We start from the raw sequence: 20,308 nt of genomic DNA, 5'->3' as shown, positions 1-20,308 counted from the left end.
GCGATCATGACCGCGGATGCACACTCCAATGCTGCTGTCGGCGGGCAAAACACTTTATCGATTTTCATGAAGACGGCTGGAGCGATGCAGCAAAGCTTGCCAAGGGCAAAAATTTGGTCTTTGTGTTGCGCAACATTTTATGGAGGAAAGAATGTCCGAACCGAAAGCCATCGTCATTGCCAGCGCGGCCCGTACTGCGGTGGGCGCTTTCAACGGTGCGTTTGCGACTATCCCGGCGCATGAACTGGGCGCTACGGTCATCAAGGGCGCGCTGGAACGCGCTGGTGTGGACGCGACGGATGTGGACGAGGTTATTCTCGGACAGGTGCTGACGGCGGGCGAGGGGCAGAACCCCGCACGACAGGCGGCGATGGATGCCGGTTGCCCGAAGGAAACGACAGCGTTTTCCATCAATCAGCTTTGCGGCTCCGGCTTGCGGGCGGTTGCGCTCGGCATGCAGCAGATTCTTTCCGGCGATGCGAAAATCATCGTGGCGGGCGGTCAGGAGTCCATGTCGATGGCGCCGCATTGCGCGCATCTGCGTTCTGGCGTGAAGATGGGCGACTTCAAGATGGTCGACACCATGCTGAAAGACGGCCTGACCGATGCCTTCAATGGCTATCCTATGGGGATCACCGCTGAAAACATCGCCCGCCAGTGGCAATTGACCCGCGCCGACCAGGATGAATTCGCTTTGGCCTCGCAGCAGAAGGCGGAAGCCGCACAGAACGCCGGAAGGTTCGAGGATGAAATCGTTCCGGTGACTGTGAAAGGCCGCAAAGGCGATGTGGTTGTCTCAGCGGATGAATATATCCGCCCCGGCACGACGATGGAGGCCTTGGCCAAGCTGAAACCGGCCTTCGACAAGGAAGGAACGGTTACCGCAGGCAACGCATCCGGCATCAACGATGGCGCGGCAGCGGTTGTTCTGATGGACGCGGACGAAGCAGCCAAACGCGGTGTGAAGCCGCTGGCGCGCATCGTTTCATGGGCAACGGCCGGTGTCGATCCGGCGATCATGGGAACAGGTCCGATTCCAGCCACGAAGAAGGCGCTGGAAAAGGCAGGCTGGAGCGTCGGCGATCTCGATCTGGTCGAGGCCAATGAAGCCTTTGCAGCGCAGTCATGCGCCGTCGTGCGCGATCTCGGTCTTGATCCGGATATCGTCAACGTCAATGGCGGGGCAATCGCGATCGGCCATCCGATCGGTGCTTCGGGCGCGCGCGTGCTCACAACGCTGCTCTATGAAATGCAGCGCCGCAACGTCAGGCGCGGTCTGGCGACGCTTTGCATCGGTGGGGGCATGGGCGTTGCCTTGTGCGTCGAGCGCGACTGACTTTCTGCGTCATTGAAACAGGGGCGGGCGGAGAATTAGCTCCGGCCGCCTTTTTGTTTCCGCAATGAGGCGTTTGAAATCTGTGCCTCGTATTGATGGAATTGCCGTAAAAGTTAACGGAAAACCGGTGGAAGTGGCATCGATGCCGGTTCACGTCGGGTTTTCTAGCGCCTGCCGGGAGCATTGACCACCAGATGTTGTGAGAACAAACAAGGAAACTTTGAGGATCAGCGATTCGTCGCCGATTCGTTCCGGCTTTGGCCTGAAGGTTAACGAAAAACGGGCTTTCACGCGTTCCGGCGTTAACGAAGTATCAGTAATCATTAAGATTTCCTGAGAGATAGCGTTGCCGTGGATCAGTCTGTTGACAGGTTTTGCCAAAGGTTAACGATCACCGCCGTATGGCGTCAGGAGAACACCGATAAGCGGAACATTTGATTCATCATGTTGTGGGCATTCGTGCTAGGCTTACTATATGTTGCCGTGAACAAATAGCGAAGCTGTCGGAGTCAGCGATTCGTCGCCGATTCGTTCCAGAGTCGTTCCAATTGTTAATCGACAAGTTATTGACCGGCTTCACATCGGTCGTCGACATATCGGCAATTGGCCCATACTTAAACTTAACAGGAGCGCTTTCGGTGCAGGTCGTATAGTGCTATCGCAGAACCAGCATCCAGCCCGTGAAGGGCGCTTGTACCGGGAATCCGATTATTGGCATGAACCAACTCCCTGCCCATGATTTGCCGCTGACCCTGAGTGGCCGCGATGTGACCGCCGTGCTTGGGCCGACCAACACCGGCAAGACGCATCTCGCCATTGAACGCATGCTGTCGCATGGAAGCGGCATGATCGGCCTGCCGCTGCGCCTTCTGGCGCGCGAGGTCTATAACCGTGTCGTGGAACGGGTAGGCGCGGCCAATGTTGCGCTGGTGACGGGCGAGGAAAAGATCGTGCCGCCCGGCGCGCGCTATTCCGTCTGCACGGTCGAGGCCATGCCGCGCCGTACCGATGCCGCTTTCGTGGCGATCGATGAAGTGCAACTTGCTGGCGACCTTGAGCGCGGCCATATCTTCACCGACCGCATCCTGCATTTGCGGGGGCGGCAGGAGACGCTGCTGCTCGGTGCCGGAACCATGCGCGGGATTCTGGAAAAGCTTCTGCGCGGCATCAATGTGGTGACGCGTCCGCGCCTGTCGCATCTGGCCTATGCCGGTTCCAAGAAGATTACCCGCCTGCCGAACCGTTCCGCCATCGTCGCCTTTTCCGCCGACGAGGTTTACGCGATTGCCGAACTGATCCGCCGCCAGCGCGGCGGGGCGGCAGTGGTCATGGGCGCGCTCAGCCCGCGCACGCGCAATGCGCAGGTGGAGCTTTACCAGTCCGGCGACGTCGATTTCCTGGTGGCGACCGATGCCATCGGCATGGGGCTCAACCTGGATGTGGATCATGTCGCCTTCGCGCAGAACCGCAAGTTCGATGGCTATCAGTTCCGCGACCTGACGCCCGCCGAAGTGGGGCAGATCGCAGGACGCGCGGGCCGGCATCTGCGTGACGGCACATTCGGCGTGACGGGGCAGGTGCATCCTTTCGACGAGGAACTGGTCGAACGGGTGGAGGCGCATAATTTCGATCCGGTGAAAGTCCTGCAATGGCGCACGGCGCGTTTCGACTTTTCGTCGCTCGATTCCCTGCGATATTCTCTGGAAACACCCGCGCCCGTCGAGGGGCTCGCCAAGGCTTTGCCGGCGGTCGATCAACAAGCGCTTGAAAATTTGTCGAAAGACGAAGAGATTGTGCGGCTTGCGACGACACCGGCGCGGATCGAGCTTTTATGGGACGCCTGCGCGCTGCCCGACTATCGCAAGATCGCGCCGGCGCAGCATGCCGATATCATTGCAACCATCTACCAGGATCTTGTCCGCCGAGGGAGCGTCGATGAAGATTATATGAGCGAACAGGTGCGCCGCGCCGACAGCACAGAGGGGGAAATCGACACCCTGTCGCATCGCGTGGCGCAAATCCGCACCTGGACTTTCGTGTCGCACAGGCCGGGATGGCTTGCCGATCCGACACACTGGCAGGAAAAGACGCGCGAAATTGAGGACAGATTGTCCGACGCGCTGCATGAAAGGTTGACGAAACGCTTTGTAGACCGCAGGACAAGCGTGCTTATGAGGCGCCTGAGAGAGAATGCCATGCTTGAAGCAGAAATCAGCCCTGCCGGAGACGTGATTGTCGAAGGCCACAATGTCGGGCAACTGGAAGGATTCCGTTTTACCGCTGACGTTCAGGCCGAGGGGCCTGACGCCAAGGCGGTGAAGTCGGCTGCACAAAAGGCGCTGGCCGCCGAGTTCGAACGTCGCGCGGAGCGCTTTGCTGCTGCGCCGAACGGCGATTTCGCGCTGGGCTCGGATGGCGTCATGCGCTGGGTTGGCGCAACGGTCGCAACGCTGGTTGCGGGCGATGACCTGCTGAAGCCGCGTGCGGTGATCCTCGCCGACGAACAGCTTACGGGAGCAGCGCGCGACAAGGTTGCCGCGCGCATCGACCGTTTCGTCGCGCATCATATCGAAACCGTTCTGAAGCCGCTTACCGATCTGGCCGCCGCCGATGCCCTGACCGGCATGACACGCGGCCTCGCATTCCAGATCGTCGAGAACCTGGGCATTCTTCCACGTCGCGATGTGGCAGAGGAAGTGCGCGGTCTCGATCAGGATTCGCGCGCGGCGCTTCGCCGTCTCGGTGTGCGTTTCGGGGCCTATCACGTCTTCATGCCCATACTGCTGAAGCCGGCCCCGGCTGGCCTCATCACGCTGCTGTGGGCGCTTAAGAATGATGGCCGCGAACGCGCCGGTTACGGCGATGTCGTGAATGTGCTGGCCGCTGGCCGCACCTCGGTCGTGGTCGATCCGGCTTTCGATCATCAGTTCTATCGTCTGGCAGGCTATCGCGTGCTGGGCCGTCGTGCCGTGCGCATCGATATTCTGGAACGTCTTGCCGATCTCATTCGCCCGGCGCTTGCCTGGCGTCCGGGGTCCGGTGCGCGTCCGGATGGCGCTTATGACGGCGGACGCTTCATCGTCACGCCTGCCATGATGTCCATTCTGGGTGCGACAACCGAGGACATGGAAGAAATCCTGCGCAGCCTTGGTTATCGCCACGAGGCGATGGAAGCTGCTGCCGTGACGGCGAAGCTTGCCGAGCTCGACGCTTTCGCAGCCGAAGCCGCCGCCAAGGAAGCTGGCGTTTCTCCGGTTGTGGAAGCCGAAAAGCCTGCTGTCCCGGCGGCTGAACCCGTGCCGGCACCGGTGGTGGTTGCCGAGGAAGAGGTCGAAGCGAAGGCGGACGAAGCTGCTCCTGCGGCGGAAGAATCGGCCCCGGCCGCTGAAACGGCAGAAGCTGCGGCTGAAGAGCCAAAGCCTGTCCTTCTCTGGCGTCAGGGTCGCTTCGAGGGTCGTAACCGTAACCAGGACCAGAACCGTCAGCGCCAAAATCGCGGCAACCAGAATCGCGGTCATCAAAACCGCGACCAGGGTGGCGAGGCACGCAAGTCCGACGGCGCAGAGCAGCAGGCTCGCAACGATCGCGGCGGCAAGCGCTTCGACAAGCCAAAGCGTCATGACGGCGAGGGCAAGCGCGAAGGTTCCAACAAGGGTGACTTCCGCGGCGGCAACCAGCGTCAGCAGAAGCGCGATCACGGTCATCCGGCTGGAAAGCGCGTGGAGCAGGAGCGTCCTGCACGCATCGACCCCGACTCGCCTTTCGCCAAGCTTCTGGCTCTGAAAGAGCAGATGAAGAAGTAAGATGACGGCAGAAGCGGGCGCAAGACAGCGAATCGACAAGTGGCTGTTCTTCGCGCGCGTGGTCAAATCAAGATCGCTGGCGGCGAAACTCGCCGTCGGCGGCAAGGTCCGGGTCAATCGCGACAAGATCGAGCAGGCTGCCCATCAGGTGAAGGTTGGCGACGTACTGACCATTACGCTGGACCGGCGCATCCTCGTCTACAAGATAGTGGCTCCCGGAGAGCGTCGCGGCCCGGCGCCGGAAGCCCAGCTTCTCTATGAAGATCTTTCGCCGCCGCCGGCGCCAGCTTCGGCGGTCGTGCCGGAGGCCGCAACGCCGCAGCGCGAGAGCGGCGCGGGAAGGCCGACCAAAAAGGAGCGGCGCGAAACGGATCGTTTGCGCGGAAACTGACATGGACGCGTTGCCGCAGGCCTCTTGCGGCGGTGATGGAAATTGCTCACCGAACCGTTCTGGCGAAAGCCTTTTCCAAGCAAAAGCTCTCAAACGAAATGCTGTTTCAGACGTGAGTGACTTCGTGACATTGCGGCGTTTGCACCCTTGTCATGGCGGGATAAAATCGTTACCTCACGCATTGTCATAAAAGGGCATGGGCTGATACCCGCAACCAACTCCGTGCACAGTGACTTCGTGGCGAGATATTCCAAAGCCCCAAGCCGGTTGCTGGCCGGTTGCTGGCCGGTCGCTGGCCGATTGTCGGCTTGTCGGAGTATCGGCGCAAAGCTTTAGGATAGATAAGCTGCCTGTTCAGTAATTCGGGCGGCAACAGGAGTTCGACGATGACGTATGTCGTGACCGATAATTGCATTCGCTGCAAATATACGGACTGCGTCGAGGTCTGCCCGGTCGATTGCTTCTACGAAGGCGAAAACATGCTCGTCATCAATCCTGATGAGTGCATCGACTGCGGCGTATGTGAACCGGAATGCCCTGCCGAGGCGATCAGCCCCGACACCGAGCCGGGCCTCGACAAGTGGTTGGAACTGAATACGGAATATGCGGCAAAATGGCCCAATATTACCGCGAAGAAGGACGCCCTTCCCGAAGCCAAGGAGATGGACGGCGTGGCTGGCAAGCTGGAGAAGTATTTCTCTGCCGAGCCGGGCAGCGGTGACTAATACCGGCATGGTATTGCAGTCCCGGCTTTCAGGCTGCTGCAAGCATGACGGTATTATATAAGTATCTCGTTGTTTCCGAAGACTTCGCACTTCTGGAACACCATAGGTTATCCTGTTAAGACTGACAGGGTAACCGGCATTACGGAAAAGCAGGATTTAACACTTGCATTTTCTGCGATGCACCGGCAAAAGACGAATGAAATCACGGGAAAACGCCCATCTTTTAGGTGTGTTGCGTTGTCGGATACGGCATATCCGGCAATTTGTTGATTCTTGCGCGAAATTGTGTTAGGTTGTCACAATAATTTCGGTGACTGGACGTCAAGTCGTGGCGCTATGCGTTAATCTCTGAAAGGGCTGATCTTTAGTACCGGGCTGAATGGCACCGGGGAAGATGATTGCGATCTGGCGTCGTCCCCCTCACCGTACACCCGGTCGGTTAGATTTGCCGTCAGACACGTTTTCAGTTGCAAACCGACAAGCAACGTCCGTGCTTCATTTCTCCGGAGCGCGGTCGACCATCATGTGTCAACCGGCGGGTCGCGCCGGGCACAACAGGGAGTAATGAAGCGTATGTCATCCCAGCAGAAAAAGTCTCCAGTAGCGCGTGGCGGTTTCAAGGCCGGTGAGGCCATCGTATATCCGGCTCATGGCGTCGGCCAGATCGTAACGATCGAAGAGCAGGAAGTGGCAGGTCACAAGCTCGAACTCTTCGTGATCGATTTCGAAAAAGACAAGATGCGCCTGAAGGTGCCGGTCGCCAAGGCCGCCTCCATCGGCATGCGCAAGCTGTCGGAGACCGATTATGTTGAACGTGCATTGAAGGTCGTTCAGGGCCGCGCACGTGTAAAGCGCACCATGTGGTCGCGCCGCGCGCAGGAATATGATGCAAAGATCAATTCCGGCGATCTGATCTCGATCTCGGAAGTCGTTCGCGATCTTTTCCGTGCTGAAAACCAGCCGGAACAGTCCTATTCGGAACGTCAGCTTTACGAAGCTGCCCTCGATCGCATGGCGCGCGAAATCGCTGCCGTGAACAAGCTTTCGGAAACCGAAGCTGTTCGTCTTATCGAAGCCAATCTCGCCAAGGGACCGAAGCGCGGCAAGGCCGATGCCGAGGCCGATCTTGACGACGATGAAGTTGAAGCCGCATAAGCTTTACTTCCCTTCTTTTTTAAAAGGCCCGGCTTTAGCCGGGCTTTTTATTTGCCTCAGTCAAGAAAAGCCGGGTCGGCCTCGTTCCCCATGAGGCTGCCCGCAATATCGTTCTGGTTAAAATTCTATCGATCTTTGCAACCTCTCCTTAACCTTTCCGGACATTATCCCGCTTGGTCCGAGAATTATCCTGATCGATAGGGAACCTGATCGACGCTGGTGCGTTCTCCCAGACACCAGTTCGTAAACGGGTTTGTTTTGCGGCGTAATCATGTTGGCCAAAGAATGGGCCTGGCGGGGAGTTTTGGGCGAATTCGCTAGCTCGTCCAATGAGTCTTTGTGGGACTGGCATATCCTTCCACTGAACGCCCGACGGGCGTGAGTTCAGAACAGGAGAACCAGATGAAGCAGTCATCCATGAGCAGTTCTTCCACAGTTCCGGCCAATCGCACGCCTATGGTTGCACGCAGTCTCCCGGCGACAGCAGCCTCTTCCCAATCCATGATCCGCAGCGCGATGTCGGCTCCCTATCTGGAGCGCGAAGAAGAACGCGATCTCGCCATTCGCTGGCGGGAACTGAAGGATCAGGAAGCCCTTCACCGCATCACATCCGCACATATGCGTCTGGTTATTTCGATGGCGGGCCGCTTTCGCAAGTTCAAGCTGCCAATGAACGATCTCATCCAGGAGGGTTATGTCGGCCTTCTGGAAGCTGCAGCCCGCTTCGATCCCGAACGGGAAGTGCGTTTCTCCACCTATGCGTCCTGGTGGATTCGAGCCTCCATGCAGGATTATATCCTGCGCAACTGGTCCATCGTGCGCGGAGGCACCAGTTCGGCACAGAAGGCGCTGTTCTTCAACCTGCGCCGTCTACGTTCGAAATTGGCCCAATCCGACGATACCATGAGCAAGGCCGAGATTTACCGGGAAATTTCCGATCAGCTGGGTGTTTCTACGAGCGACGTCGAGATCATGGACAGCCGGCTGTCCGGGCCGGATAGTTCGCTTTCGGCACCTGTGAACAGTGAAGAATCGGGCGCGTCGCGCCGCATGGATTTTCTGGTGGACGATCATCCCTTGCAGGACGAAATCGCCGAAAGCTCCATCGATATGGAGCGCCGTAACCAGTGGCTCAATGTGGCGCTCGACACGCTGAACGAGCGCGAACTGCACATTATCCGTGAACGCCGCCTCGATGACGATGGGGTGACGCTGGAGGCTCTGGGTGAAAAGCTCGGTATTTCCAAGGAACGTGTACGGCAGATCGAAAGCCGTGCGATGGAGAAGCTGAAGATCGCCTTGTTGAGCCAGCACGAACTGGCGGCCTACCAGGCATAGTTCGCGAGGGTCGGAAAACCAAGAAGAGGGGCCAGGCGGCTCCTCCTTAGTTTTGTGGTTCGGCTGTCTTGCCTTCGAGCCGGGAGGACCAATCCTCGACCTTGCGATTTTCAAGGCGGCGCACGGCATAGCGCTTCCAGCTGTCGGCGAGGTGCGAAAGCCCGGCCATCAAGGCCAGTTCGTCATAGTTCAGCGTATCGACATAAAGCAGATGCCAGACGCGATGCAGCGTCCATTCCGGTGAAGGGCGGTCGACAAGCGTCAGCGAATCGCCGGCTTCCACATGACCTTCTTCCAGAACGCGATAGTACCAGCCCGTCCGTCCCGTCTTCTGGACGCGGACCGCCATATCCGCTGTTGCAAAACGCTCGTTCAATTTCCAGCAAGGCTGGCGTCCCTGCGATACTTCCACAAGCGCACTGCCAAGGCGAAACCGGTCTCCCACGGCGACATTGCGTTCATCGAGACCGGAGGTCGAGATGTTTTCGCCAAAGGCGCCCCTTGCGCCGAGACGCGGATTGTCACCGATTTCTTCGCGCCAGAGGGCGTAATGGTCATGCGGATAATGGTGGAGCGCCTTTTCTGGTCCGCCATGCACCTTTCGGTCGCCCTGCGCGTCGCAGTCCAGCCCTTCGAATGTCACACGAACCTTGCCGGATACCGGCTGCTTGTCGATGCCGCTTGGGACGCCACGGCTCCCGAGAGGGGCGACTTTTCCGGCCAGCACTGAGTGGACAAGTGTTTCCGTCATTCTGTCTTACTCGCTTATCAGCTTCACGCGGTCGCCGACCGAAACTGTCGCCCCCGCAGACATGGCATTGAGAAGGCGGAATAGTTCCAGCTTGCGTGTCGTACCCTGCATGCGGGCCGACAGGCTGGCCAGCGTGTCGCCGGGCTTCACCGTTACGACACGGATGCGAAGCGGCTTGATGGAGTTCTGTTCGGCAGGCGACAGCAGGCGGAACGATTGCGTGACAGTTTGTGAGGCGGGCAGAAGGGGATTGCTGCCTTTCGGTGCCGCTGTAAGGAAGCGATAGACCTTGTTATTGGCGCCGATGACCACAATGTCGAACTGCCAGCGATCGGCGCTGGCACGCGCGGTCGCGGCGGGCAAACCATTGATGGTGGTGGTCTGGATCGAACTATCGTCGAGACCTGTCACCCAGCCGGAGCGGATATAATCGGCTAGGTTCGAGCCCGCTGGAAGAGATGCGCCATCGAAACGGATGGCCACTTCGCCGGGGCCGCTGGCCATGACCGCATTGGCCGAATTGTCGATGCTGAAACCATCCGGCGCGCGGAAGGTGACGCCGAGCTTCGGGTGGATGAAGGTCTGTTCGCGGACATAACCCTCACTGGGCGAGTCGCCATAAAGAAGACCATCAATGCCGTCGAGGAAGGAATCACGATCGGTCGTGCCGACGCCCGGTGCGCCGATGCGACGTGCATGACCAAGCGCAAGCTGGATGCGCTGTGGCGTTGCCGGGTGGCTTGCGAGAAAGTCGAGGCTTGCATCGGTTGCGCCGGAAACCGAACGGAAGCTCTGATAGGCTTCCATCGACTGCAGGAAACGTGCCGAAGCGAACGGATCGTAACCGGCTTCACCGATCATCTTGATCCCGATGGCATCCGCCTGCAATTCCTGATTACGCGAGAACTGGGCAAGCCGCAGCTTGCCGCGCAGCTCTTCTTCACGGCTGGCGGATTCATTATGCAGCACTTCGCTGGCAACACGACCGGCAATGGCCGTCTCCGCCTCCTTCTCCTGGCGCAAAATACCATGATTGGCGATGACATGGCCCATTTCATGGGCGATCACGGCCGCAACTTCGGAGGAGTCGTTGGCGAGCGCGAGCAGGCCGCGCGTGACATAGAGATAGCCGCCCGGCAATGCGAAGGCGTTGATATTGGGGCTGTCGAGAATGGTGATGCGATAGGTCTGGTCCGGCTTGTCGGTAACCGTCGTCAGCTTGCCGACGATCTTGGCCACCATGCGCTCAAGCTTCTGGTCCTTGTACTCGCCGCCATAGGTCGCGAGAATGCGCGGATGCTGCTGGGCGCCGAGCTGCGCGAGCCGATCGTTGCGCGTCACATTGTCGACCGTCACGGGATTGTCGGACGGCTGCAGTCCCAGATCCTTGCTGGAATTGATCGACTGGCAACCGGAAATCAGGGCGACCGCAAGCAAGCCAAGGCCGATGGCTGGTTTCCGCCAATTTTGCTGCGTCCATTCTGGCAGGGAGATGGGTAGACACAGGAAGGCCCGGGAACGGGTCGATTGACGGAACAGTATTTTATCCTCGCTTCTGAATCAGATTGCTTGATCCGTGGCCAAATCTAGTCACAGACCAGAACGCATACAAGCAGTACAAGAAATCTGCAGCGGTTCTTCCGGCAGATTGCGAACAAAATATGTCCGCAGCCGTAACTCTATTTGAGGTTCAGCCCGAATTCCGCTTTTCGCCGATATAGCGCCGCAGGGCCTCCGGTCCAGTCGGGGAAAGCAGTTCAACAGCAGGCCCCATCGCGGAAATGCGACCAGTGTCGAGAAAAAGCAACACTGCGTCGAGGTAGATTGCATCTTCCGGCGTGTGGGTGACCATCAGCACCGTCATGCCGGTTTCAAGCTGAAGCTCCCTGACCAGATCCAGCATTTGATGCCGCAGCGCGGGGCCCAGCGAGGCAAAGGCTTCGTCAAGGAGTAGAACAGGGCGCTGGCGTATGAGCGCGCGGGCAATCGCCACGCGCTGCCGTTCGCCGCCGGAAAGCGCTTCAGGCTTGCGCTGTTCCTTGCCCGCAAGGCCGACACGCGAGAGAGCTTCCGCGATGTCGGCGCGATCCTTTGCAGAGAGTTTCAGGTTCGGCGAGCGCCCGAGACCGACATTCTGCTCGACGCTCAGATGGGCGAACAGGTTGTTTTCCTGGAACACCATCGAAACGGGCCGGTCCGCCGGTGAGAATTCGCTGACGTCGTTGCCGCCTATCAGGATGCGGCCGGATTGCGGAAATTCAAAACCGGCAATCAGGTTGAGAAGCGTCGATTTGCCCGAACCGCTTGGCCCGACAATCGCGGCGATGACGCCGCCTTTTATCGTCGCATCGAAATGCATGGCGGTTTCGCCATAGCTGAACCGAACGTTATCGAGGCGGATTTCGGTAGCCGCGTCCATCGGGGCATTCATAGAGAAGGCGTTTCCTTTCGGGATGCGCGATCCGCGATCATCATCAGTGCGAGGCACAGCAAGCCGAGAATGAGCGCCAGGCCCGCTGCATCGAATGTGCGATAGCTGCCCATGCGCTGCAAGAGAAGATAGGGGAGGGTCAAAAGCGCGTCGCTGCCGAACAGGGCAATCGTGCCAAGGTCGCCAAGGGAAAGCGCCATGGCGAAAGCAAAGGCCATGCCGAGGGGCTTGCGGATCGAAGGCCAGTCGATGAGCCGGAAACGATTGAGGCCATGAATGCCCAACTGTGCGCAAAGACGGTTGTGGCGGCTTGCCGCCGTGTCCCATGCCGGGCGCAGGAGACGCACGGCGAAGGGCATGGCCATGGCGGCATTGACGGTGACGACCATGAAAGGCGCCATTGCGAAAGGATTGGTGAAATGGCGAAGCAGGATGAACCAGCCCGCGCCGATCACGATGGGCGGCATGACGAGGATCAGGCTCGCGCCGGTATCGAAGATGTTGGCGAGTTTACGTTTTTTCACCGCTTCCCGTGCCGACACAAGCGCAAGCGACAGAATGACCGATAGCAGTGCCGCTGAAAAACCGAGGGCAAGGCTGGTGCCGATGGCGCGCCAGACTGTTTTCTCGGTCAAGAGCCGCACCAGATCGGCGGCGAGGCCGGAGACGACAACGCCCGTGATCGGCAGCGCGACATAGAGAAAGCCTATCCCGATGACGATGATGTTGACGGCGCGTTCAGCCGGAGGGGCCTTACCGTAGCGTCGCGGCGTTGCCGCATGGGTAAAGCCTTCTTCGGACGGGCTTCCGGTGAAACGGAGGGCCAGAAGCACGAGCAATGTCAGCGCAAGCTGTGTGAAGGTGAGCGCGACGGCGCGGCCCGGATCGAAATCGAAATGCAGGCTTTGATAGATCGCAACTTCCAGCGTGGTGGCGCGGGGGCCGCCGCCGAGCGTCAGCACGGTGGTGAAGCTTGTCACGCAGAGCATGAAGATGAGGCCGATCATGCCCGGCAGGTTGCGGCGGATCACCGGCCATTCGATAAGCCGGAAGCGCGCCCGATTGCCCATGCCAAGCTGCGCGGCAAGTTTCCAGTAATCGGTCGGTATCGATTCGTAACCAGCCAGAATGAGACGGACTGCGAGCGGCATGTTGAAGAAAATATGGGCGATGAGGATACCGGTGATGCCGTAGATGTCCGGCTGGAACGGATGCCCCGCAGCTTCTGACAGATGGGCAATGAACCCGTTGCGGCCATAGATGCTGGTGACGCCCAGCACGGCGACAAGGGCTGGCAGAGCAAGCGGCAGGGCAAACAGGCGCAGGATCAGCCCGCGCCCCGGAAAACTTGCTTCGGCATATAGTGCACGGGCGACCGGTACCGCAAACAGCACGGATAGCAGGCTCGAAGCGATTGCCTGCAGGATCGTGAAGCGCGCAACCCGCCAAAGATAGGCGTCGAAATTGGCCGCGGCATCGAAGCCGCCGCGGCCCGCTTCGAATGCAAGCGCCACAAGCGCGCCACCGGCAAGCACAACCAGAAAGCAAAGCGCCATCATGCCCGCGACCGGTCTGGCGGCGAATATGTCTTTCGAGCGTTGCTGTGCCGGAAATGCCGTCATTTGCTGGTCGCGGCCAGCCATTCATCGACCCACGCCTTGCGGTTCCCGGCCACTTCGTCCGACGGGATGAGAAGCGTTTTTTCCGGCTTCGGCATCGCATCGAAAGCCGCTGGAAGCGGAGCGGAGGTCTTGCCTGCCGGGTACATCCAGTTGGTTTCGGGGATGGCGTCCTGAAAGCCGGGACCGGTCATGAAAGCCAGAAACTTTTGCGCCAGAGGGTTCTTCGCGCCGGTGGTGGTCTGGGCGGCCAGTTCGATCTGGAGATAATTGCCCTCTGGATAGGCGAGGGCCTTATAGCGATCCGTCTTTTCCGCGATCATGTGATAGGCGGGAGACGTCGTATAGGACAGCACCATCGGGGCCTCGCCCTTGGTGAAGAGACCATAGGCCTCCGACCAGCCGGGCGTGACGGTGAGAATGCGCTTTTGCAGTTTCTGCCAGGCTGCTTCCGCTTCAACTCCATAGACCGATTTCATCCAAAGCAGCATGCCAAGCCCCGGCGTCGAGGTACGCGGGTCCTGCAGCACGATCTTCTGGGAAGGATCGCCTTCGACCAGTTCCTTCAGGCTCTTGGGAGGATTGGGCAGCTTTTCGGAATCGTAGACCACGGCGAAATAGCCATAATCATAGGGAACGAAGATATCGTCCTTGAAGCCGCCCGGAACGTTTACATTGCTCTGGTCGATGCCGCTTGGAGCAAAAAAACCGGTGGCCCGCGCTTCGGTCGTCAGGTTGGTATCGAGACCAAGCACGATGTCGGCTTTGGTATTGCTGCCCTCAAGCTTGAGGCGATTGAGCAGGGCAACGCCGTCGGCGGAAGCAATCCAGTCGACTTCGCAATCGCATTCCTTTTCGAAGTTTTCCTTGACCTTCGGCCCCGGACCCCATTCGGAAACAAAGCTGTCATAGGTATAGACGGTGAGCTTGTCTTTCGCCTGCGCCGAAGGCGCAAAGGCGACGGCTGCGGAAAATGAAAAAGCCAACAAAGACAAAAGCCGCATCACGGCACTTCCTTTCTTTCTATACAAGAGGATTGAGCGCCGTTTATGGAGCATCTAATCCCTCCGCCGGTGCAAACCGGATCAGGTTCAGCGGGTTGGCCGTTTTATTCAGCATTTCCGGGCGCAAAACCGTTTTACACTTTTGCTGGAAATGCTCTTTGGACCTCTCAGCCGTCCGCGAAAGCAGACGGCACCCCGTTAGAGCGATTGCGACAATAATCTTTCAGGCGAGGAATGGCAACGGCAGCGAATGCAGGCTTCCGGCCCGGATTTACCCGTGTTATGAGCGGCTTATGAGCACATTCGTCATTCTTCTTGGCGGCGATCTGGTCGTGACCGATCGCCTGAAACGCCAAATTGCAGGTGCGCGTATTCTCGCTGCCGATAGCGGGATTCGCCACGCTGCCGCTCTCGGTTTTGAACCGGAACTCTGGCTTGGCGATTTCGATTCGACCTCTGCCGAGCTGCGCGCGCAATATGGTCACGTGCTGCAGAAGACGTTTCCGTCCGCCAAGGATATGACGGACGGTGAACTGGCCGTCGAGGAGGCTTATGCGCGGGGCGCGGATCGCGTGATCCTTTGTGGCGCCTTCGGCGGGCAGCGCACCGACCACACGCTTCTGCATCTGACCATGGCGACAGCGCAGGCTGCAAAAGGGCGCGACGTGCTTCTGTCCAGCGGGTCGGAGGAGGCCTGGCCCCTGCCACCCGGCGATTATGTTTATGATTTTCCGGACGGGACGCCGTTCAGTGTTATCAATTTCAGCACCGTAGAAGGTCTTTCGATCACAAATGCGGAGTGGCCGTTAGATAATGTTACACTGCCTTTCGGCTCTTCCTGGACAGTTTCCAACGTCGTTCGTGGAACGCTTCGCGTTACTGCGCATTCTGGACTAGCGATACTTATCGCCAATCTGGTGATGGAGGATCAACCGCACTGAGGCTGCTAACCTTATCAATCGAAAGAGCTTGACGCTGACAATTGAAACGTATTGTAAATGGGTCAAGCGGGTGTCATCTGCTTTACGCCGAAATTGGGGACGCAAAGTCGGTGATTAGTTCAACTCTTGTAGGAGATGTTTCAATGAAGTCACGTCTTACGATGATTGCTGTTGCTGGCGTGCTCGCGTTCTCGACGGCTGCATGCACGACGAATGAACAGCGCACGGCCGGTTACGGTGTTGGTGGCGCGGCAATCGGTGCTCTCGCCGGTGGCGCAATCGGCGGCAATGGCCGCGGTGCACTCACGGGTGCTGCGATCGGTGCGGTTGCCGGTACGCTGCTTGGTGCAGCCCAGACCCGCAATGGCGTGCAGTATTGCCGTTACCGCGATCCGTATGGCCGCGTGTACGAAGCGCCTTGCCAGTAATTGCTGGATAAATAAGTTTTGCGGACAGGCCGGGGAAACCCGGCCTGTTTGTTTTTCACGGGCCTTTTGGTGCCGTTCCATTTGACAGAACGGCTTTTGTCGCGGACAAGCAGGGCGGAATTTTCAATCCTGTTTATCGTAGAGAACCATGGCACCACCACTCCTTCGTCTCGACCAGATCAAGCTCACCTTCGGGGGCACGCCGCTTCTGGAGGATGCAAGCCTTTCGGTGAGCGAGGGCGACCGCATCGCGCTGGTCGGGCGTAATGGTTCGGGTAAATCGACCCTGCTCAAGATTGCTGCCGGTATGGTGGAAGCGACATCGGGCGAGGTTTTCAAACATCCCGGTGCAACTGTCCGCTATCTGCCACAGGTGCCGGATATGGACGGCTTCGCCAATGCGCGCGCCTATGTGGAAGCAGGGCTGGGGCCTACCGACGACCCGCATCGCGTCACCTATCTTCTCGAACATCTGGGGCTGACCGGCGAAGAGAAGCCGGATCATCTTTCCGGTGGTGAGGCGCGGCGTGCTGCCCTTGCGCGTGTGATCGCGCCGCAGCCCGATGTGCTTCTGCTCGACGAGCCGACCAACCATCTGGATCTGACCACCATCGAATGGCTGGAAGGCGAGTTGCGCCAGATACGCTCGGCCATCGTCCTGATTTCGCATGACCGGCGCTTTCTGGAAAATGTCAGCCGGGCGACCGTCTGGCTCGATCGTGGCATAACGCGCCGTCTGGAGCAGGGATTCGGCCATTTCGAGGAATGGCGTGACAAGGTGCTCGAAGAAGAAGAGCGCGATCATCACAAGCTCGGACGCCAGATCGCGCGTGAGGAACACTGGCTGCGTTACGGCGTCACGGCGCGCCGCAAGCGCAACATGCGCCGTCTTGGCGAATTGCATTCCATGCGCGCCGATTTTCGCAATCATCGCAAGGCGCAAGGGACGGCGGTGCTGGCGGCAAGCGATGCGAAGGAATCCGGGAAGCTGGTGATCGAAGCCAAGGGGCTGAGCAAGGCCTATGGCGAGCGCGTACTGGTCAAGGATTTTTCGATCCGCGTGCAGCGCGGCGACCGCATCGGTCTTGTCGGCCCCAACGGTGCGGGAAAGACGACGCTTCTGTCGCTTCTGACCAGCAAGCTTGAACCGGATTCGGGAACCTTGCGGCTTGGCGTCAATCTTGAAATGGCGGAACTGGACCAGAAGCGCGAAAGTCTCAATCTGGACGAGACGCTGGCCCATTATCTGACGGATGGGCGCGGCGAAAGCCTCGTCGTCAACGGCGAGCAGCGGCATGTCGTGTCCTATATGAAGGACTTTCTGTTCCAGCCGGAACAGGCACGCACGCCCATTCGCGAGTTGTCCGGCGGCGAACGCGCCCGCCTGATGCTGGCTCGCGTTCTGGCGCGTCCTGCCAACCTGCTTATCCTTGACGAACCGACCAACGATCTCGACATGGAAACCCTTGATCTGCTGCAGGAGTTGGTCGCAGGGTTTCCCGGCACGGTCATTCTGGTTAGCCACGACCGCGATTTTCTGGATCGCACCGTTACTTCGGTTATTGCGCCGGAAGGTGACGGGCGCTGGCTCGAATATGCGGGCGGCTATGCCGACATGATGGCGCAGCGCAAGGAGCAGGCCTTGAACCGGCGCTCGGTCAAGGCGTCTGGCGGCAGAAGTGACGAAAAGCCGGAAGAGGACGCACCGCAGCCCAAGCGTGAGGAAAAGCGCAAGCTTTCCTACAAGCAAAAATTTGCGCTGGAAACGCTGCCGGGCAAGATGGACGCTCTTGCGAAGGAAATCGCCGTGCTGGAAGGCAAGCTCGCCGATCCGCAGCTTTACGCCAAGGACCCGACGCTTTTCGCCAAGACCGCCGACCTGCTTGAGAAGAAGCGCTCCGAAAATGCAGCCATGGAAGAAGAATGGCTGGAGCTGGAAATGCTGCGAGAGGAAATCGAAGGGTAGGACTACCCTTCGATGGATGCTCTGAAGTTTAACGGCTTGCCTCGTTCAACAAGGTGATTTCATCCTCGCTGAGTTCCAGTTCGGCTGCGGCGATCAGTTCGCCCAGCTGGGCCGAGCGTGTGGCGCTGGCAATGGGGGCTGTGACTGACGGCTGGGCGATGAGCCAGGCGATCGCAACCTGAGCAGGCGTGACATCGAGATTGCGGGCCACGTCATCAAGTGCCGCAATGATCCGCGACCCGCGATCCGTCAGATATTTTTCGACTGATTTTCCGCGCGCGCTTTGTCCGAGATCGTCAGCGGAACGGTATTTTCCGGTCAGGAATCCCGCAGCCAGCGAATAATAGGAAATTACGCCGATCTCGTTGTCACGACAGATTTTTGCCAGCCCGTTTTCGAAATCCCCGCGATCATAAAGATTATAAAGCGGTTGCAGGCTTTCGTAGCGCGGCAGGTCATGTGAATGGGCGACGTTCAGCGCCTCGGTCAGTCGCTCCGGCGTAAGATTGGACGCACCGATGGCCCGCACCTTGCCGGCCTCCATCAACTCCTTATAGGTGCCGAGCACATCTTCGAACGGTGTTTCCGGGTCATCCCAGTGCGATTGATAGAGATCGATGTAATCCGTCTGCAGCCGCTTGAGGGAAGCATCGACCGCCTTGCGGATATAGGCCGGGGAAAGGCCCTTTTCGTCAGGCCCCAATTCGCCGCCGACCTTGGTGGCGATGACCACCTTGTCGCGCAGGCCGCGGGATTTCAGCCAGTTGCCGATAATGGTTTCGGATTCGCCGCCCACATTGCCGGGCGCCCAGGCGGAATAGACATCGGCTGTGTCGATGAAATTGAAACCGGCATCGACAAAACGGTCGAGAAGCGAGAACGATGTCGCTTCGTCGACCGTCCATCCAAATACATTGCCGCCGAAGCAAAGCGGCGAAACACTAAGTTCGGTACGTCCGAGCTTTCTGAACTCCATAGATCCTGTCCCCTTCCTCTGAGTGTCCGATTCACAAACCACCATGCCTTGCTGCAATGGCGCTTTTTCTCAGACACTGAATACGGACCGCGAATGATCCGTCGGGTTTCGATTTCAGGAAGAGGAGAGGCTCCGGGAAGAGCCGAAATCAGCTCATGCCAAGTGCGTCCATATAGAGCTGCAGCATGGCTTCTTCTTCCTGACGTTCATGGTCTTCTTTTTTACGCAGACGAATAATGGTCCTCACGACCTTGCTGTCAAACCCCGAACCCTTCAATTCCGCGTAAACTTCCTTGATATCGTCGCCGATGGTCTTTTTTTCTTCTTCAAGGCGCTCGATGCGCTCGATGAAAGCACGCAACTGGCCGACAGCAATCGTTTGGGCTTCGCTGGTAATGTCGTCGCTCACGAGGAGTTCTCCAATTCAAATTCAATGATGATGCGGTCGCGCACGGCGCGAAACCGCTTCTCGAAAGTCTGGACCGTTTTTCCCGCGAGTCGCAGGCAAAATTAAGAGCCTTTTTCGATGCACGACCCGATTTGGCGGGTCAAGCCCTGTGGATAGCGGGCAAAGCCTCTCCTGACAGGCCCGTTATTCGATGCGATCGGCGCGCGAGCCGAAATGCCGGACAGTGTGGATGTCGGGAAGTGTATTGATATGCGCGATCATGGGGGCAAGCCGGTGGGCCCATTCAGCCGCTCCCTTGTCATCGGCAATCAGGTCCTGCCGCACTTCGATCAGGACATGGGCGAAGCCCTTCGCGGTCGCATGCCGGTACATGGCGTCGTTCTTGAGCGCGCCGTCATAAGGTTCGTTATCGCCGACCGTCAGGTCAGGGTTTTCACGCAGCAGCGACAGAAGCGGCTTTACGGCTCGGTCGTCCTTGTCCCAGAGAAGGCCGATCTGCCAGGGACGGGCCTTGTGCTTCCAGCGCGGCGTAAAGGAATGGATCGAAACGATGAAGGGCGCAGCCCCGCTTTCGGCCGCCACGCGTTCGCTCGCCCGGGCAACCGCGTCGTGATAGGGGCGGTAGAAGCGTTGGAGGCGTTCTTCACGTTCGCCTGCGGACATCGGATAGTTGCCGGAGATGACCGCCCCGTCGGACAGCTGCATGATCAGCGTCGGATCGTCCTCCCCGCGATTGGGATCGATCAGGAGGCGCGAAAAACCACCGAGGACCGCCGGCGCGCTCAGACGGCTGGCGAGCCCGCGCGTCAAATTCTCGACGCCGATATCATAGGCGATATGACGGTCGAATTCACTTTTCTGCAAACCAAGCGTGCCATATTCGGCTGGAACATCGCGCCGTGCATGGTCGGCGGTCAGGAGCAGGCCGAGGCTGAAATCTCCATCGACAGTGTATACCGGTGAGAATTGTGTCGAAGCGATTGATCCGGATTGAAGCGGCATAGGGCGGAATCCGAGGCTGAACTTTGAGATTAT

Annotated in this window: 18 protein-coding genes and 1 riboswitch; of the genes, 9 read left to right on the top strand and 9 right to left on the bottom strand. The window is 58.8% G+C overall.

What is annotated here, in order from left to right; all coding sequences use genetic code 11:
* Positions 1–151 precede the first annotated feature (151 nt).
* Positions 152–1,336 (top strand): acetyl-CoA C-acetyltransferase, encoded by a 1,185-nt coding sequence (locus JNC63_RS15525; RefSeq protein ID WP_006471271.1) that lies wholly within the window; start codon positions 152–154, stop codon positions 1,334–1,336.
* A gap of 150 nt (positions 1,337–1,486) precedes the next feature.
* On the opposite strand, the gene JNC63_RS15520 is transcribed toward JNC63_RS15525, so the two are convergent.
* On the bottom strand, positions 1,487–1,660 hold the full coding sequence (locus JNC63_RS15520) for a hypothetical protein (protein WP_155734072.1): 174 nt from the start codon (positions 1,658–1,660) through the stop codon (positions 1,487–1,489).
* A 392-nt stretch (positions 1,661–2,052) separates the two neighbouring features.
* On the opposite strand from JNC63_RS15520, the gene JNC63_RS15515 reads away from it, so the two are divergent.
* From JNC63_RS15515 to JNC63_RS15495, 5 genes are all read left to right on the top strand, one after another.
* Positions 2,053–5,139 carry a helicase-related protein gene (locus JNC63_RS15515; protein WP_063882984.1) on the top strand — a complete coding sequence of 1,029 codons (3,087 nt, stop codon included), beginning with the start codon at positions 2,053–2,055 and terminating at the stop codon, positions 5,137–5,139.
* A 1-nt stretch (position 5,140) separates the two neighbouring features.
* Positions 5,141–5,530, top strand: a complete 390-nt coding sequence (locus JNC63_RS15510; protein WP_063620159.1) for an Hsp15 family ribosome-associated heat shock protein — start codon at positions 5,141–5,143, stop codon at positions 5,528–5,530.
* 386 nt (positions 5,531–5,916) lie between these two features.
* On the top strand, positions 5,917–6,255 hold the full coding sequence (gene fdxA, locus JNC63_RS15505; RefSeq protein ID WP_006467781.1) for a ferredoxin FdxA: 339 nt from the start codon (positions 5,917–5,919) through the stop codon (positions 6,253–6,255).
* A gap of 573 nt (positions 6,256–6,828) precedes the next feature.
* On the top strand, positions 6,829–7,410 hold the full coding sequence (locus JNC63_RS15500; protein ID WP_006471273.1) for a CarD family transcriptional regulator: 582 nt from the start codon (positions 6,829–6,831) through the stop codon (positions 7,408–7,410).
* A 402-nt stretch (positions 7,411–7,812) separates the two neighbouring features.
* On the top strand, positions 7,813–8,748 hold the full coding sequence (locus tag JNC63_RS15495) for an RNA polymerase factor sigma-32 (protein WP_063620158.1): 936 nt from the start codon (positions 7,813–7,815) through the stop codon (positions 8,746–8,748).
* A gap of 46 nt (positions 8,749–8,794) precedes the next feature.
* On the opposite strand, the gene JNC63_RS15490 is transcribed toward JNC63_RS15495, so the two are convergent.
* The 5 genes from JNC63_RS15490 to thiB form a co-directional block, all read right to left on the bottom strand.
* Complete coding sequence (locus JNC63_RS15490) at positions 8,795–9,499, bottom strand: MOSC domain-containing protein (RefSeq protein WP_063620157.1); 705 nt, start codon at positions 9,497–9,499, stop codon at positions 8,795–8,797.
* A gap of 6 nt (positions 9,500–9,505) precedes the next feature.
* Positions 9,506–10,987 (bottom strand): cell division protease CdlP, encoded by a 1,482-nt coding sequence (gene cdlP, locus JNC63_RS15485; protein ID WP_063620156.1) that lies wholly within the window; start codon positions 10,985–10,987, stop codon positions 9,506–9,508.
* Positions 10,988–11,189: 202 nt separating this feature from the next.
* Entirely contained in the window at positions 11,190–11,918 is a 729-nt protein-coding gene (gene thiQ / locus JNC63_RS15480; RefSeq protein WP_063620196.1) for a thiamine ABC transporter ATP-binding protein, read from the bottom strand.
* 8 nt (positions 11,919–11,926) lie between these two features.
* Positions 11,927–13,552, bottom strand: coding sequence for a thiamine/thiamine pyrophosphate ABC transporter permease ThiP (gene thiP, locus JNC63_RS15475; RefSeq protein ID WP_063620195.1), 1,626 nt, complete (start codon positions 13,550–13,552; stop codon positions 11,927–11,929).
* Positions 13,549–14,553 carry a thiamine ABC transporter substrate binding subunit gene (gene thiB / locus JNC63_RS15470; RefSeq protein WP_063620155.1) on the bottom strand — a complete coding sequence of 335 codons (1,005 nt, stop codon included), beginning with the start codon at positions 14,551–14,553 and terminating at the stop codon, positions 13,549–13,551. Before thiB ends, thiP begins: the two co-directional genes overlap by 4 nt.
* A 41-nt stretch (positions 14,554–14,594) precedes the next feature.
* A riboswitch (TPP riboswitch) is annotated at positions 14,595–14,761 on the bottom strand.
* Positions 14,762–14,846: 85 nt separating this feature from the next.
* Between thiB and JNC63_RS15465 the strand changes: the two genes are divergently transcribed.
* From JNC63_RS15465 to JNC63_RS15455, 3 genes are all read left to right on the top strand, one after another.
* Positions 14,847–15,494, top strand: a complete 648-nt coding sequence (locus JNC63_RS15465; RefSeq protein WP_063620154.1) for a thiamine diphosphokinase — start codon at positions 14,847–14,849, stop codon at positions 15,492–15,494.
* A gap of 143 nt (positions 15,495–15,637) precedes the next feature.
* Positions 15,638–15,922, top strand: coding sequence for a YMGG-like glycine zipper-containing protein (locus JNC63_RS15460; protein WP_006471279.1), 285 nt, complete (start codon positions 15,638–15,640; stop codon positions 15,920–15,922).
* Positions 15,923–16,070: 148 nt separating this feature from the next.
* A complete protein-coding gene (locus tag JNC63_RS15455; RefSeq protein WP_063620153.1) occupies positions 16,071–17,888 on the top strand; it encodes an ABC-F family ATP-binding cassette domain-containing protein in 1,818 nt (605 codons plus the stop codon).
* A gap of 28 nt (positions 17,889–17,916) precedes the next feature.
* On the opposite strand, the gene JNC63_RS15450 is transcribed toward JNC63_RS15455, so the two are convergent.
* The 3 genes from JNC63_RS15450 to JNC63_RS15440 form a co-directional block, all read right to left on the bottom strand.
* Positions 17,917–18,864 (bottom strand): aldo/keto reductase, encoded by a 948-nt coding sequence (locus JNC63_RS15450; protein ID WP_063620152.1) that lies wholly within the window; start codon positions 18,862–18,864, stop codon positions 17,917–17,919.
* Between the two features lie 148 nt (positions 18,865–19,012).
* Positions 19,013–19,273, bottom strand: coding sequence for a DUF2312 domain-containing protein (locus JNC63_RS15445; RefSeq protein WP_002964837.1), 261 nt, complete (start codon positions 19,271–19,273; stop codon positions 19,013–19,015).
* A 183-nt stretch (positions 19,274–19,456) separates the two neighbouring features.
* A complete protein-coding gene (locus tag JNC63_RS15440) occupies positions 19,457–20,275 on the bottom strand; it encodes an N-formylglutamate amidohydrolase (RefSeq protein ID WP_063620151.1) in 819 nt (272 codons plus the stop codon).
* Positions 20,276–20,308 lie beyond the last annotated feature (33 nt).

The organism is Brucella ciceri (genome assembly GCF_041930145.1).
GTDB lineage: Bacteria > Pseudomonadota > Alphaproteobacteria > Rhizobiales > Rhizobiaceae > Brucella > Brucella intermedia.
The sequence above is the reverse complement of the archived record's forward strand: the minus strand, read 5'-3'. Positions and strand labels throughout refer to the sequence as shown.